We start from the raw sequence: 13359 nt of genomic DNA on the forward strand, positions 1-13359 counted from the left end.
GCCGGTCACCCCGACGGGGTGGACGAGCAGACGGGAGGCCCGGATCGCGTCTCCGGGAAAGCCCAGTTCAGAGCGTGGTCACCGGGCGGGTCGCGGGCCGACCTCGCACGGCGTGCTGCGGTCTTCCGAACGCTTCGTCACAGCTCGGTAACGGCGCGACATCGGTTGCTGAGCGGGGTACGGGACGTCCGATTTCGGGGGACGACCTGCGACACGAGGAATTAACCTTCGACGACATGTCACCTTCGCGACGAGATCGACATCCCGGGCGTGTCGGGCGGAGGTCAGGCGCCGTAGAACTCGCGCTCGAACACCTGTCGGGCACGTCGGGTGACGCCGAGGTAGTCCTCTTCGAGCTGCGTCGCCGACCCCGGCGGGTACTCCATCAACCGCGCGACACCCTCGAGCTGGGTGCGGTCGACCGGGAGCACGTCAGTGGTCTTGCCCGACCACAGCACGAGCGCGCTGCGGGTCCTCGACGCGAACCGCCACGCTGCGGCGAGACGTTCCCCGTCCTCCGCCGCGACGAGTCCCTCGGCGACGGCTCCGTCCAGGGCGTCGAGCGTCGACGTCGTGCGGAGCGCCGGCACGGAGAGGGCGTACTGGAGCTGCAGGAGCTGGACGAACCACTCCACGTCGCTGAGCGATCCGCGACCGAGCTTCAGGTGGCGCGCGGGATCCGCACCGCGGGGCAGCCGCTCGGACTCCACGCGGGCCTTGATGCGACGGACCTCGCGGACCTCGCGCTCCTCGATGTGCTCGGGGTACCTGGTGCGGTCGGCGAGGTGCTCGAAGTCGCGGAGGAGCTGCTCGTCCCCGACGGCACCCCTGGCACGGAGGAGCGCCTGCGCCTCCCACGTGAGCGACCAGCGGGCGTAGTAGGCGCCGTAGGACTCGAGGGTGCGCACCACCGGGCCGTTCTTGCCCTCCGGACGCAGGTCGATGTCGAGGTCGAACGGGTAGATGGCATCGTCGGTGAGGCGGTTGAGCTCGCGGACGATCACCTGTGCCGCACGGGAGGCGGTCTCACCCGTGCCCTCGGGCGCGCGGTAGACGTACAGGACGTCGGCGTCCGACCCGAACCCGAGCTCGCGCCCGCCGTAGCGTCCCATCGCGATGATGCCGAACTCCAGGTCGTCCGGAGCGTCGCGTCGTGCCAGGTCGAGCGCGCCGGTCAACGTCGCTTCCGTGATGTCGCTGAGGGCGGGCCCGAGCTGGTCGACGTCGAGCCTGCCGAGCGCGGCCGCCATCCCGAGCCGCAGCGTCTCGCGCCGGCGGATCGACCGGATCAGCGACGACGCCGCTGCCACGTCGTCGCCGTGCCGCGCCGTGGTCGCGCGCACCTCGGACAGCAGGGACGCGATCGGTCGCGGCTGCAGGAGCGACTCGGGTTCGTCGAGCCAGGCCACCGCCTCGGGGAAGCGTTCGAGGAGCCCGGACAGGAACGCGGACTCGGACAGGACGGTCGTCAGGCTGTGCGCGGCGCCCGACGAGTCGCGGAGCATGCGCAGGAACCAGCTGGACTCCCCCAGGGTGTCGCTCAACCGGCGGAACGCCAGGAGCGCGCGATCGGGTGCCGGGCCCTCCGCCATCCACCGGAGCAGCACCGGCAACAGGTTCCGCTGGATGGTCGCACGACGCGACGTGCCAGGCGTGAGCGCTCGGATGTGTGCCAACGCACCGTCCGGGTCGACGAAGCCGATCGCGCCGAGGCGGTCCCGCGCCTGGTCGTTGGTCAGGACGATGTCACCGTCGGACGCAGCCACGGCGGACAGCAGCGGGCGGTAGAACAGCCGCTCGTGCAGGCCGCGGACCTCGAGCTTGACGGCGCGCCAGCGGGTCTCCAGCGCACTCGCCGACGTCGCGACGCCGCTCGAGCGCGCGAGGACCCGGAGCTCGTCCTCGTCCGCGGGCATCATGTGCGTCCGCTGCAGCCGCCGCAGCTGGATCCGGTGCTCGAGGACCCGCAGCAGGGCGTAGTCGGGACCGAACCGTGCGGCTTCCGGTCGTCCGACGTACCCGGCCGCGGTGAGCGCGTCCATGGCCTCGAGTGTCGAGCGCACGCGGACGCTCTCGTCGTCGCGGCCGTGCACCAGCTGCAGGAGCTGCACGGTGAACTCGACGTCGCGCAAGCCCCCGGGTCCGAGCTTGAGCTGCCGGTCGACCTCGGCGTCCGGGATGTTGTCGGTCACGCGCTCGCGCATGCGCTGCACGGACTCGACGAACCCGGGACGCTTCGACGAGTTCCACACGAACGGCGCGACCGCAGCGACGTAGCGCTCCCCGAGGTCCGTCGTGCCCGCGATCGCGCGGGCCTTCAGCAGCGCCTGGAACTCCCACTCCCTGGCCCAGCGCTCGTAGTACGCCACGTGCGAGTCGAGGGTCCGGACGAGGGCGCCGTCCTTGCCCTCTGGGCGCAGGTTGGCGTCGACCTCCCACAGCGCCGGCTCGACCGCGAGGTCGGTGATCACGTGCGTCGCGGCGATCGCGATGCGGGTGGAGATCCGGACGGCCTTGTCGGTGTCGACGGTGTCCGTCGCCTCGGTCACGAAGATGACGTCGACGTCGCTGACGTAGTTGAGCTCGCGCGCACCGGCCTTGCCCATCGCGATGACGGCGAGCGGGGTCGCTGCGACGTCGGCTTCTGGGAAAGGGACCTCTCGCCTGGCGACGTCCACGGCGACGTCGAGCGCAGCGCCCGCGAGGTCGGCGAGCCCGGCGGCGACGGCCGGGAACGCGCTCGTCGGGGACGGGTGCAGGACGTCGAACAGGGCGATCTGCGCCAGGTGCCGTCGGTAGCGCACCCGGAGTCGCAGCCGGGCGTCCTCACCCGTGCCGCCGTCGACCGCCTCGGTCAGGGACGCCGTGTACTCCTGCTGCGACCACGGTGCGGTGACCGGGTCGAGCAGCAGTGCGAGCTCGGCGGGTCGGCGCTGGAAGAAGTCCCCCAGACCGACCGAGGCACCGAGCAGGCGGACGAACCGCTCGGTGGCGTCGTCGTCCGCCAGGACGGCCCTGACCTCGTCCGGATGGGTCTCCATGAGGCGTTCGATGCGCCGGAGCGCACCGTCGGGATCGGCCGTGGACTCCCAGAGCCCCGGCCGCTCGCTGACCGGCAGGCGCATGTCGGAGCCGGACCGGGCCTCCAGGTCGGCCAGACGCTCGAGCGTCTCGGAGAGCTCCGCGAAGCCCAGCCGGGCCAACTCGGAACGCGACGTCTTCGTCCTGCCGGTCATCTCCTGCTAGAGCATCCCCAGGTTGGTGTCGAGCTCGAACGGCGTGACCTGGTCGCGGTACCGCTTCCACTCCTGCCGCTTGTTGAGGAGCACGTAGTTGAACACCTGCTCCCCCAGCGTCTCGGCGACGAGCTCGGAGTCCTCCATCAGCGAGAGCGCGTGATCGAGGCTCGCCGGGAGCTGCGCGTACCCGAGGGCCTTGCGCTCGGAGTCGCTGAGGCTCCAGACGTTGTCCTCGGCCTCGGCCGGGAGCTCGTATCCCTCTTCGATGCCCTTGAGTCCGGCGGCGAGGATGAGCGAGTACGCCAGGTACGGGTTCGCCGCCGAGTCGATGCCGCGGTACTCGACGCGCGACGACTGGCCCTTGTTCGGCTTGTACAGCGGGACGCGGACCAGGGCCGATCGGTTGTTGTGGCCCCACGTGACGAACGAGGGGGCCTCGTCGCCGCCCCAGAGCCGCTTGTACGAGTTCACGAACTGGTTCGTGACCGCCGTGATCTCCGGCGCGTGCTTGAGCAGGCCCGCGATGAACTGCTTCGCCGTCGGGGAGAGCTGGTACTCGCCGCCGGGCTCGTAGAACGCGTTCTGGTCGCCCTCGAACAGCGACACGTGCGTGTGCATGCCGGAGCCGGGCTGCCCGGAGATCGGCTTCGGCATGAACGTCGCGTAGACGCCCTGCTCGATCGCGACTTCCTTCACCACGGTGCGGAACGTCATGATGTTGTCCGCCATCGTCAGCGCGTCGGCGTAGCGGAGGTCGATCTCGTTCTGGCCGGGGCCCGCTTCGTGGTGGCTGAACTCCACCGAGATGCCGAGGTCCTCGAGCATGCGGACGGCGCGGCGACGGAAGTCGTGGGCGCTGCCGCCGGGGACGTTGTCGAAGTAGCCGGCCTGGTCGACGGGCTTCGGGCCGCCGTCCTTCCAGTCGCGGTCCTTCAGCAGGTAGAACTCGATCTCGGGGTGCGTGTAGAACGTGAACCCGCGCTCGCTCGCCCGCGCCAGCGTGCGCTTGAGGACGTTGCGGGGGTCGGCGACGGCTGGCTGGCCGTCCGGCGTCGCGATGTCGCAGAACATCCGCGCGGTCGGGTCGATCTCCCCGCGCCACGGCAGGATCTGGAACGTCGAGGGGTCAGGGTGTGCGAGCACGTCGGCTTCGTAGGAGCGACTGAGGCCCTCGATCGCGGAGCCGTCGAAACCGATCCCCTCGGCGAACGCACCCTCGACCTCTGCCGGGGCGATCGCCACCGACTTGAGGGTCCCGATGACGTCCGTGAACCAGAGTCGGATGAACTTGATGCCCCGCTCCTCGATGGTGCGGAGCACGAAGTCCGTCTGCTTGTCCATGCACGCCCTTTCCGCGTTCCACCACGGCCGTACGACGGCCGTGGTCAATAGGCTAGTGGTCATGCCCCGTCTCCGCTTGGCACTCGCCCAGACGAATCCGGTGGTGGGTGCGTTCGCCCGGAACACCGCCGGGATCGTCGACGCCGTCCGCTCCGCAGCCGCGCGGGGCGCCGACCTCGTCGCGGTCGGTGAGATGGCGATCTCCGGCTACCCGATCGAGGACCTCGCGTCGCGTCCGTCGTTCCTGCGGGCCGCGCGTGCCGCGGTGGTCACGCTCGCCGCACGGCTCGCCGACGAGGGGCTCGGTGACGTCGCCGTCGTCGTCGGACACCCGGACGGGCCGTTCGAGCCGCGGGCCGTCGACGTCAGCACGGCCCCGACCGCGATCGCGAAGAACTGCGCGAGCGTCCTGCAGCACGGACGCGTCGTCGCCACCACCGCGAAGTACCACCTGCCGAACTACTCGGTGTTCGACGAGTACCGGGTGTTCATCCCCGGTGACGACCTGCTCGTGGCCAGGATCGCGGACGTCGACGTGGCGATCATCATCTGCGAGGACCTCTGGCGCGACGGCGGCCCGGTCGCGCGGGTGCTCGACGCCGACGCCGGGCTGCTGCTCGTCGTGAACGCGTCGCCGTGGGTCGCGGACAAGGACGAGGTCCGGCTGCCGCTCGTGACCCGTCGTGCGACCGAGTCCGACACGATCGTCGCGTACGTGAACATCGTCGGCGGCCAGGACGACCTGGTCTTCGACGGCGACTCCGTCGTGGTGGACGAGCAGGGCACGATCCTCGCCAGGGCCCCGCAGTTCGAGCCGCACCTGCTCGTCGTCGACGTCGACCCGGCACCCGCCACGGACCCCGTCGAGACCGACCACGTCCAGCGCATCGTCCTGGACACGCCGAACACGACGCCCGGCGAGCTCCCCGGCCGCCCGGCGCTGCCCCTGGACATCGCGGCACCGCTGGACGACACCGCCGCGATCTGGGACGCGCTCGTGCTCGGCACCCGGGACTACGTGCAGAAGAACGGGTTCCGCTCGGTGGTCCTCGGGCTCTCCGGCGGCATCGACTCGGCGGTGTGCGCGGCCATCGCCGTGGACGCCATCGGCCCGTCGAACGTGTTCGGCGTCTCGATGCCGTCGCGGTGGTCGTCTGACCACTCGCGGTCGGACGCGGACGACGTCGCCGCCCGGCTCGGCCTGCAGTACCGCACGGAGCCGATCGCCGACCTCGTCGCTCCCTTCGACGAGCAGCTCGCACTCACCGGGCTCGCGGCGGAGAACATCCAGGCCCGTGTCCGCGCGCTCATCCTGATGGGACTGTCGAACCTCGACGGGCACCTCGTGCTGACGACGGGCAACAAGACCGAGCTCGCCGTCGGCTACTCCACCATCTACGGCGACTCGGTCGGCGGGTTCGCCCCGATCAAGGACGTCCCGAAGACGATGGTGTGGGAGCTCGCCCGGTGGCGGAACGCGGTCGCCGCGTCACGTGGCGAGACCGGACCGATCCCGGAGAACTCGATCACGAAGCCGCCGTCGGCCGAACTCCGCGACGGACAAGAGGACCAGGACTCCCTGCCGCCGTACGAGGTCCTGGACGCGATCCTCGACCTCTACGTCACGCAGGCGCAGGGCGCGGCGGACATCGTGGCGCGTGGGTTCGACGCGGCCACCGTGGCCGAGGTCACCCGCCTGGTCGACCGGTCCGAATGGAAGCGCCGACAGGGAGCCATCGGTCCGAAGATCTCCGGCATGGCGTTCGGTCGTGACCGGCGGCTCCCGATCACGTACCGCCCCTGACGGGGCCGGACGGCGGACGGGAGGCACGGTGCCAGCTGGCACCGTGCCTCCCGTCCGTCAGCGGTCCCGTCCGTCACCGGGCCTGTCCGGATCGCGTCACGCGTCCTCGTCGTCCCACTTCTCGTTGTTTGCCTTGATGCGCTCCAGCGCGTGTTCGGCTGCTTCGCGGGTTTCGAACGGGCCGATCCGGTCGCGCTGCGGAGACTGCGGTCCCTGCTCGACCGCGTGGGTCTTGTCGTTGAACCACCACTGGGACTCGATGCGCTCGTCGCTCATGCCGCCAAACGTACCCTCGCCGTCCGCGGCACGGGCGGCACGGGTCGTCGTCCGCCGCGGCTAGAGTGGTCCGCATGCCCCGGGACGAACACGGACACCTGACCGCCGGCCGCATCTCCCCCCAGCGGCCCGTCCCGAAGGACATCGAACGCCCCGAGTACGTCGGCAGGGTCGAGCCCCACGAGCACGGGCTCGGCGACACGTACTCCGCGTCCGAGATCGAGCTGATCCGCACCGCCGGGCGCATCGCGTCCCGGGCGATCGACGCGGTGGCCGCCGCGATCCGCCCCGGTGTCACCACCGACGAGCTCGACCGCATCGGGCACGAGTACGTCCTCGCGCACGGCGCCTACCCGTCGACGCTCGGCTACCGGGGCTACCCGAAGTCGCTGTGCTCGTCGGTCAACGAGGTCATCTGCCACGGCATCCCGGACGACACGGTGCTGCAGGACGGCGACATCGTGAACATCGACATCACCGCGTACAAGGACGGCATGCACGGCGACACGAACCGCACGTTCGTCGTCGGGCAGGCAGCGCCAGAGGTCGCGGACCTGGTCGAACGCACGCGGATCGCGATGGAACGCGGCATCAAGGCCGTCGCCCCTGGTCGGCAGGTGAACGTCATCGGCCGCGCCATCGAGTCGTACGCGAAACGCTTCGGCTACGGCGTCGTCCGCGACTACACCGGGCACGGGGTCGGCCGGGCGTTCCACTCCGGCCTGATCATCCCCCACTACGACGCGCCCCAGTACGACACCGTCATCGAGACCGGCATGGTGTTCACCATCGAGCCGATGCTCACGCTCGGCGGCATCGAAGCGGACATCTGGGCCGACGACTGGACCGTCAGCACCCGCGACAAGTCCTGGACCGCGCAGTTCGAACAGACCCTCGTCGTCACAGAACGTGGCGCCGAGCTCCTCACCGTCTCCTGAAAGGCAACCGCTCCTCATGACCTCACTCGCAGTCGGCGTCGACATCGGCGGTACGGGCATCAAGGGCGCGATCGTCGACACGACGACCGGTGAACTGACGACCGACCGGATCAAGAAGGCCACCCCGGAGGGCGGGAAGCCCCACGACATCGTGTCCGTCGTCGTCGAGATCCTCGACGAGCTCGGCCCGGACCAGGACGTCCCCGTGGGTGTGTGCTTCCCCGCGATCGTCCGCGACGGCAAGACCATGTCGGCGGCGAACGTGTCGAAGAAGTGGATCGGTTTCGAGGCGGAGGCGCTCTTCGAGAAGGAACTCGGCCGCTCGATCCACTTCGTCAACGACGCCGACGCCGCCGGGTTCGCCGAGCAGCAGTTCGGCGCCGCCAAGGGTCGGGACGGCCTCGTCATCATGACGACGCTCGGCACGGGCATCGGCACCGCGCTCATCAACGACGGCGTGCTCATCGTGAACGCGGAGCTCGGCCACCTGGAGATCGACGGGGTCGACTACGAGACGAAGGCCTCGTTCGCGGCGAAGGAGCGGGACGACCTCTCCTGGAAGCACTGGGCGAAGCGTCTGCAGAAGTACTACTCGCGGCTCGAGGCCCTGCTCTCCCCCGAGCTCTTCGTGGTCGGCGGCGGTGTGTCGAAGCAGTACGACGAGTTCCTGCCGCTCCTCGACCTGCAGGCGGACATCATCCCCGCGACGCTCCGCAACAACGCCGGCATCATCGGTGCCGCGACCCTGGCGTTCAACTCGAAGTAGCCCGGCGCGACTGTGCCGCCGAGCGGTCGCAACACGCCGTTGACGCTTCGCCGTGTGGTCACGAGCCGTCGTCCGGCCGGTCTGGGAGCGACAGTTCGTGACCGCTCGGCGCTCGCACGCGGCGTGTCACGACCACTCGGCACCGGTAGACTCGGCACTGCGAACGGGTCGGTGAGACGGTCGCGTCACTCCCCCGGGAGTGCCGAGGAACGTCCGGGCTCCACAGAGCAGGGCGGTGGGTAACACCCACCCGGAGCAATCCGCGAGACAGTGCCACAGAAAGCAGACCGCCGGCGGCGACGTCGGTAAGGGTGAAACGGTGGTGTAAGAGACCACCAGGGGTCCGGGTGACCGGACTCGCTCGGTAAACCTCGCCCGGAGCAAGGTCAGACAGAGGACGTCGAGGCTGCTCGCCGAGTCCTCGGGTAGACCGCTGGAGGCCGACGGCAACGTCGGTCCGAGAGAGATGGCCGTCACCGCTGCAAGGCGGGACAGAACCCGGCGTACGGCCGGCCCGTTCGCACCACGTGACGGACGGGAGGCCCGGTGCCAGCTGGCACCGGGCCTCCCGTCCGGTTCGGCGTGCGTCTACAGGCCGGACTCGGCCGTCCGGACCAGGATCGCCTCGCTGTCGGGGCAGAGCACGACGTCGTCGGGCGCGGCCGCACGGACCGCCTGCAGGTCGGCGCCGGTGAGCGTGACGCCGGACGCCGTCGACACACCGCCCTGCAGGAGCGACGCCCCGAACCCGTACCGCGCACGCTGGCGCTCGTACAGCGCGAGGAGGTCGTCCGGGACCTTCGCCGCGACGTCGGCGCGGCTCTGGGTCGCGGAGACCCGGTCGCCCTCGAGCCGCTCGATCTCGGTGTCCCGCTCCGCGACGAGGGCGGTGCGCTGCGCCTCGACGTCGGCGAGCTTCGCCTCGACGTCGCCGACCCGCGCACGGAGGACGTCGAGCGTCTCCATGATCTCCAGCTCGGACGTCTCGAGGTCCCCGATGCGGCGCTGCAACGAGTCGAGTTCGCTCTGGAGCCCGGCGGCGTCCTTGGCGCTCGACACGTTCTGCAGCATGGTCGTGTCGCGCTCGATCCTGGCCTGGGCCGTCGCGGTGTCGGACTCGAGTCGGGCGAGGTCGCGCTCGGCGTCCTCGACCTTGCCGGTCGCGTCGACGAGTTCGCTCCTGAGCCCCGCCGCCGTCGTGCCGAGCTCGGTCAGCTTGGCGCCCTTCTGCAGCGAGCTGATGCGGTGCGCGATGCGGGTGATGTCGTTGTCCAGACGCTGGACGTCGAGGAGGATGGCCTGGTCCTCGGGTGCTGCCTTCATGATCAGGCTCCTTCGTTGTGGTGCTCGGTGGTGGGGGCGGAGGCGTTCGGCAGGACCGCGAAGTCCCACGGGTCGGTCCGGAGGTCGCTGACCGTCACGCGGACACCGGCGGCGCGACGGAGTTCCTCGGCGGCGACGTCGAGCCAGAGCCACTCGGTGGCCCAGTGCGACGTGTCGATGAGTGCCGGGCCGCCAGCGAGCATCGCCTGCTCGCGGAACTCGGACGCCGGGTGGTGACGGAGGTCGCTCGTGACGTACACGTCGGCGGCCTGCACGAGCGGGTTGCCCAGCAGGGAGTCCCCGGCGCCGGCGCAGAGTGCGACGGTCCGGACGGGCTGGTCGTACGCGCCGGACACGCGGACCCCAGACGCGGTGGCGGGCAGCACGTCGACGATGCGCCGTGCGAGCGCCCCGAGCGTGACGGACTCCGGCAGCACGCCGACCCGGCCGATCCCGGTGTCCGCTGCCGAACCGGACTCGATCGGACGCAGGTCGGTGAGCCCGATCCGGTCGGCGAGCACGGCCGAGGTGCCGGAGCGCACGACGTCGGCGTTGGTGTGTGCGGCCACGAGCGCGCAACCACCGCGGACGAGCGTGGCCAGCACGGACCCCTTGTAGGTCGACTCCGCGATCGTGGTCACGCCGCGGAGCAGCAGCGGGTGGTGCGTGAGGAGCAGGTCGGCACCGACCGCGACGGCTTCACGCGCCGTGTCCGGCACGGCGTCGACGGCGAGGTGCACGTGCTCGACGACCGCGTCCGGGTCCCCGGAGGCGAGGCCGACGGCGTCCCAGGACTCCGCGCCGTCGACCGGCCAGAGGGACTCGATCACGGCCTGGAGATCGCGGAGCGTCGGCATCCGGTCAGTCTACCGAGGAGCGGCAGGCCACCGGGTTCAGCGGCGGACGAGCCGGAGCACCGCGGCGACGACCCGGGACCACCAACCGGAGTGCGCCGGTGCCTCGGTGGTCGCCACGGGCTGCGGCTCCGGTGACGGTGCGACCGCCGGGAGCTCGGCCGCGTGCTCGGCGGCGAACACGACCGGCGTGCCGGCCGTCTCCACACGGTGCGCACGGAGGACGGCGGCGAAGGCGTCGCGGTCCACGACCGTCGGACCGGTCGCGGGCTGGACGAGCGGGGTCGGGCGGGTGTTCGCGGACACCGGCGACACGGCCGGGAGGCGCAGCACGGGTCGTGCGGGCTCGTCACGCTCCGTGGACTCGACGTCCAGGTCGTCGACCCGGTCCGCGGTGACGGGCGCCGCTGCAGGCTCGACCAGGGCTGGCGCCGCGGTAGGCGCCGTCACCACGGCGACCGAGCCTGCGGTCACGACCGCGACCGCCCCGGTGGCCGCTGCACGGCGGGCGGCGGCACGGTCCCGGCGGTCGTTCTCGACGGCGGCGTCGGCGAGCAGGTCGGCGAAGACCGAGCGCGCGTACGCACGAGCGGCGTCGACCTCGGGGTCCGCGAGATCGGCGACGACGGCTTCCCAGGCGGACAGGCGGGCGAGGTCCTCGTCGCGACGGCGGACCTCGTCCTCGAGGATCACGATGCGCTCGATCACCGGACGGCCGCTCTGCGCGGACACCTCGACCTCGAGCTCGTCGATGCGGAGCGCGAGCCGCTCAGGGGGTTCGGGGAAGGACGGCGCGCAGACCGAGGCGTGACGCCCACGGTCGCGGGGGCGACGGAACGCCGTGTCGTCCGAGGGTGCCGACGATGGCTCCTCGGTGGCGTGGTCGCATTCGGGTGCGGCGTCCGTGGTGGCGTCCGGTCGCTGCACCGGACCCGTGACGGGTGGGACCACGAGGTCCGACACGTACGGTGACCGGGTCGCCGGTGCGTCACGGAGCCACTCCTCGAGCTCGCGACCGAAGGGGTCGACGAGGGGGGTGCGTGCACCGGACTGCGTTTCCATGAGGGAAGTATGAATATCGCGCGCTCGATCCCGTCGGACATCCGCGGAGTGTCGCGGCATCGCGTGCCATATCGCCCTGAACGTGAACGGCGTGTCGTCCGGGCGGGCACCGCTCGGCTGCGATCGGGCCTACAGCGTCGCGGCGAAGTCCTCGAGCAGGGTGCGTCCGGCGTCCCAGTCCCCCACGCCGCTCGCCACGTTGACGTGCCCGAAGGCGCCGATCCGCTGCACCCCCGCGCCGAGCGTCGAAGCGATCCCGAGCGCACGATCAGCGGTGCAGTACGGGTCGTCGTCACTCACCACGAGGACGGTGGGCGTCCGCACGCCCTGCGTCGGCACCGTGAAGCCGGCCGCGGCGACGGGGAACCCGGGGGCGTCCGGGTCCGGCGGCGCCACGAGGAAGGCACCGGCCACGCGGCCGTCGTCGTGCTCCGCGAGCCACGCCGCCACCGCCAGCACGCCGAGGCTGTGCGCCACGAGCACGGGCGGTTCGGCACAGGCCGCCACCGCACGGTCGATCGCGGCCGACCAGTCGTCGGGATCCGGCTCGGACCAGGACGTCGGCGCGATCCGCACGGCGTCCGCCCCGCGGGACTCCTGCCAGTGCGACTGCCAGTGCTCGGCGTCGGAGTTCCAGATGCCGGGGACGATCACCCAGGGTCGAGGTCGGCTCACTCCTGCAGCGTACGGGATCGTCCGCCGCGGTCGATCAGGCCTGCAGCGTGTCCCGCGGGTACTCGCCGAAGCGCGAGGCGTACGCGGCCGAGAACCGCCCGAGGTGTGCGAAGCCCCACTTCACCGCCACCGACGCGACCGTCAGCTCCCCCGGTGATCCCCGGCGGAGCTCCTCCCGGATGCGGTCCAGTCGGATCCCGCGGAGCATGGCGTTCGGGGCCGTGCCGACCTGCCGCTGGAAGGCCTGCTGCAGACCGCGGACGCTCAGGCCGACGTGTTCCGCGACGTCGGTCGTGGAGATCGGCGTGTGTGCGAAGGCGTGCATGTACTCCACCGCCCCGCGGACCCTGCCGGTCGCGCCCTGCGGCAGCGGGACATCAGGCGTGAGCAGCCGGTGCGGGAAGGTGCGGAGCAGCGTCGTCGCGGTCTCGCGGGCGGTCTCCGCCAGCACGAGCGGCGAGGCCGGTGCGCTGCCGAGCACCGTCGCGGCGGCGGCCTGGACCTGCCGGTTCCACACCCGCACGTCATCGGCTTCGAGGGCGGCGGCGTGGTCGAACACGAGCGGCCCCGGCTGCGCGCCGTGGAACTCCGCCGCGACGCCCTCCAGGTAGCTGCGCTCGAACTGCACCAGGCTCTGGCGGATGTCGGCGAGGTCGAAGACGTACGGGCGTCCGGTCGGGAACATCATCGGCGTCCCCGGGACGAGTGTCACCTCGTCGCGGCCGACGTCGACCCGACCGCCGCCCTCGGCCGTCCACATCACGACGTACTCGTCACGGACCTCGACCTCGCCGGACACCCGGGCGTCGAACCGACTCGACCGGAAGGACATCGTGTCGTCACCGACCACGCGGAACCGGTACGAGAAGTCGCGCTCCGTGTACCGCGCGACGAAATCGGTGCCCTCGTACGCGTCCTCGTACATGCGGAGCGCCGCGCCGAGGTCGTCACCAGACGTCTCGAAGCTCATCCTGGGGTCGGACTCGACTGTCATCGACCGGATCGTGACACGCGCCGGTGACCCCGACGGAATCGCCGTCGGAGCCTTGCGGGTTCCGGCTCACCCAGTGCGCGTTCTGGA

11 protein-coding genes and 1 other RNA gene are annotated in these 13359 nt (G+C 71.1%); 4 read left to right on the forward strand and 8 right to left on the reverse strand.

Annotated elements, in window-relative coordinates:
• Positions 1-284: 284 nt before the first annotated feature.
• A complete protein-coding gene (locus ACEN9V_RS02925) occupies positions 285-3236 on the reverse strand; it encodes a bifunctional [glutamine synthetase] adenylyltransferase/[glutamine synthetase]-adenylyl-L-tyrosine phosphorylase (RefSeq protein WP_413602066.1) in 2952 nt (983 codons plus the stop codon).
• Between the two features lie 6 nt (positions 3237-3242).
• Positions 3243-4580, reverse strand: coding sequence for a type I glutamate--ammonia ligase (glnA, locus tag ACEN9V_RS02930; protein ID WP_281264372.1), 1338 nt, complete (start codon positions 4578-4580; stop codon positions 3243-3245).
• 61 nt (positions 4581-4641) lie between these two features.
• Here glnA and ACEN9V_RS02935 point away from each other — a divergent pair, with 61 nt between their 5' ends.
• A complete protein-coding gene (locus ACEN9V_RS02935) occupies positions 4642-6384 on the forward strand; it encodes an NAD+ synthase (protein ID WP_413602067.1) in 1743 nt (580 codons plus the stop codon).
• A gap of 96 nt (positions 6385-6480) precedes the next feature.
• Here ACEN9V_RS02935 and ACEN9V_RS02940 read toward each other — a convergent pair whose 3' ends face one another.
• On the reverse strand, positions 6481-6660 hold the full coding sequence (locus ACEN9V_RS02940; RefSeq protein WP_281264370.1) for an SPOR domain-containing protein: 180 nt from the start codon (positions 6658-6660) through the stop codon (positions 6481-6483).
• Positions 6661-6734: 74 nt separating this feature from the next.
• Between ACEN9V_RS02940 and map the strand changes: the two genes are divergently transcribed.
• The 3 genes from map to rnpB all read left to right on the forward strand — a co-directional run bounded on the left by map (position 6735) and on the right by rnpB (position 8885).
• Positions 6735-7598, forward strand: coding sequence for a type I methionyl aminopeptidase (gene map, locus ACEN9V_RS02945; RefSeq protein WP_413602068.1), 864 nt, complete (start codon positions 6735-6737; stop codon positions 7596-7598).
• 16 nt (positions 7599-7614) lie between these two features.
• Positions 7615-8364 carry a polyphosphate--glucose phosphotransferase gene (gene ppgK, locus ACEN9V_RS02950; RefSeq protein ID WP_281264368.1) on the forward strand — a complete coding sequence of 250 codons (750 nt, stop codon included), beginning with the start codon at positions 7615-7617 and terminating at the stop codon, positions 8362-8364.
• Positions 8365-8528: 164 nt separating this feature from the next.
• Positions 8529-8885, forward strand: an RNA gene (gene rnpB / locus ACEN9V_RS02955) — RNase P RNA component class A.
• Between the two features lie 67 nt (positions 8886-8952).
• On the opposite strand, the gene ACEN9V_RS02960 is transcribed toward rnpB, so the two are convergent.
• From ACEN9V_RS02960 to ACEN9V_RS02980, 5 genes are all read right to left on the reverse strand, one after another.
• Positions 8953-9687, reverse strand: a complete 735-nt coding sequence (locus tag ACEN9V_RS02960) for a zinc ribbon domain-containing protein (RefSeq protein WP_413602069.1) — start codon at positions 9685-9687, stop codon at positions 8953-8955.
• A 2-nt stretch (positions 9688-9689) separates the two neighbouring features.
• The gene (locus tag ACEN9V_RS02965; RefSeq protein ID WP_413602070.1) at positions 9690-10544 is read right to left on the reverse strand and encodes a Nif3-like dinuclear metal center hexameric protein; all 855 of its coding nucleotides are present in this window, start codon (positions 10542-10544) and stop codon (positions 9690-9692) included.
• 36 nt (positions 10545-10580) lie between these two features.
• Positions 10581-11603 carry a hypothetical protein gene (locus ACEN9V_RS02970; RefSeq protein WP_413602071.1) on the reverse strand — a complete coding sequence of 341 codons (1023 nt, stop codon included), beginning with the start codon at positions 11601-11603 and terminating at the stop codon, positions 10581-10583.
• Positions 11604-11732: 129 nt separating this feature from the next.
• Positions 11733-12278, reverse strand: coding sequence for an RBBP9/YdeN family alpha/beta hydrolase (locus ACEN9V_RS02975; protein ID WP_413602072.1), 546 nt, complete (start codon positions 12276-12278; stop codon positions 11733-11735).
• Between the two features lie 34 nt (positions 12279-12312).
• Positions 12313-13272, reverse strand: a complete 960-nt coding sequence (locus tag ACEN9V_RS02980; protein WP_413602073.1) for an AraC family transcriptional regulator — start codon at positions 13270-13272, stop codon at positions 12313-12315.
• Positions 13273-13359 lie beyond the last annotated feature (87 nt).

Origin of the sequence: Curtobacterium sp. Curtsp57, from assembly GCF_047324335.1 — a bacterium.
Taxonomy (GTDB): domain Bacteria; phylum Actinomycetota; class Actinomycetes; order Actinomycetales; family Microbacteriaceae; genus Curtobacterium.

Coding starts and splice junctions, on each gene's coding strand:
- ACEN9V_RS02960 (WP_413602069.1), bottom strand. CDS start 9,687: ATGAAGGCAGCACCCGAGGACCAGGCCATCCTCCTCGACGTCCAGCGT.
- glnA (WP_281264372.1), bottom strand. CDS start 4,580: ATGGACAAGCAGACGGACTTCGTGCTCCGCACCATCGAGGAGCGGGGC.
- ACEN9V_RS02965 (WP_413602070.1), bottom strand. CDS start 10,544: ATGCCGACGCTCCGCGATCTCCAGGCCGTGATCGAGTCCCTCTGGCCG.
- ACEN9V_RS02935 (WP_413602067.1), top strand. CDS start 4,642: ATGCCCCGTCTCCGCTTGGCACTCGCCCAGACGAATCCGGTGGTGGGT.
- ppgK (WP_281264368.1), top strand. CDS start 7,615: ATGACCTCACTCGCAGTCGGCGTCGACATCGGCGGTACGGGCATCAAG.
- ACEN9V_RS02970 (WP_413602071.1), bottom strand. CDS start 11,603: ATGGAAACGCAGTCCGGTGCACGCACCCCCCTCGTCGACCCCTTCGGT.
- ACEN9V_RS02940 (WP_281264370.1), bottom strand. CDS start 6,660: ATGAGCGACGAGCGCATCGAGTCCCAGTGGTGGTTCAACGACAAGACC.
- map (WP_413602068.1), top strand. CDS start 6,735: ATGCCCCGGGACGAACACGGACACCTGACCGCCGGCCGCATCTCCCCC.
- ACEN9V_RS02925 (WP_413602066.1), bottom strand. CDS start 3,236: ATGACCGGCAGGACGAAGACGTCGCGTTCCGAGTTGGCCCGGCTGGGC.
- ACEN9V_RS02980 (WP_413602073.1), bottom strand. CDS start 13,272: ATGACAGTCGAGTCCGACCCCAGGATGAGCTTCGAGACGTCTGGTGAC.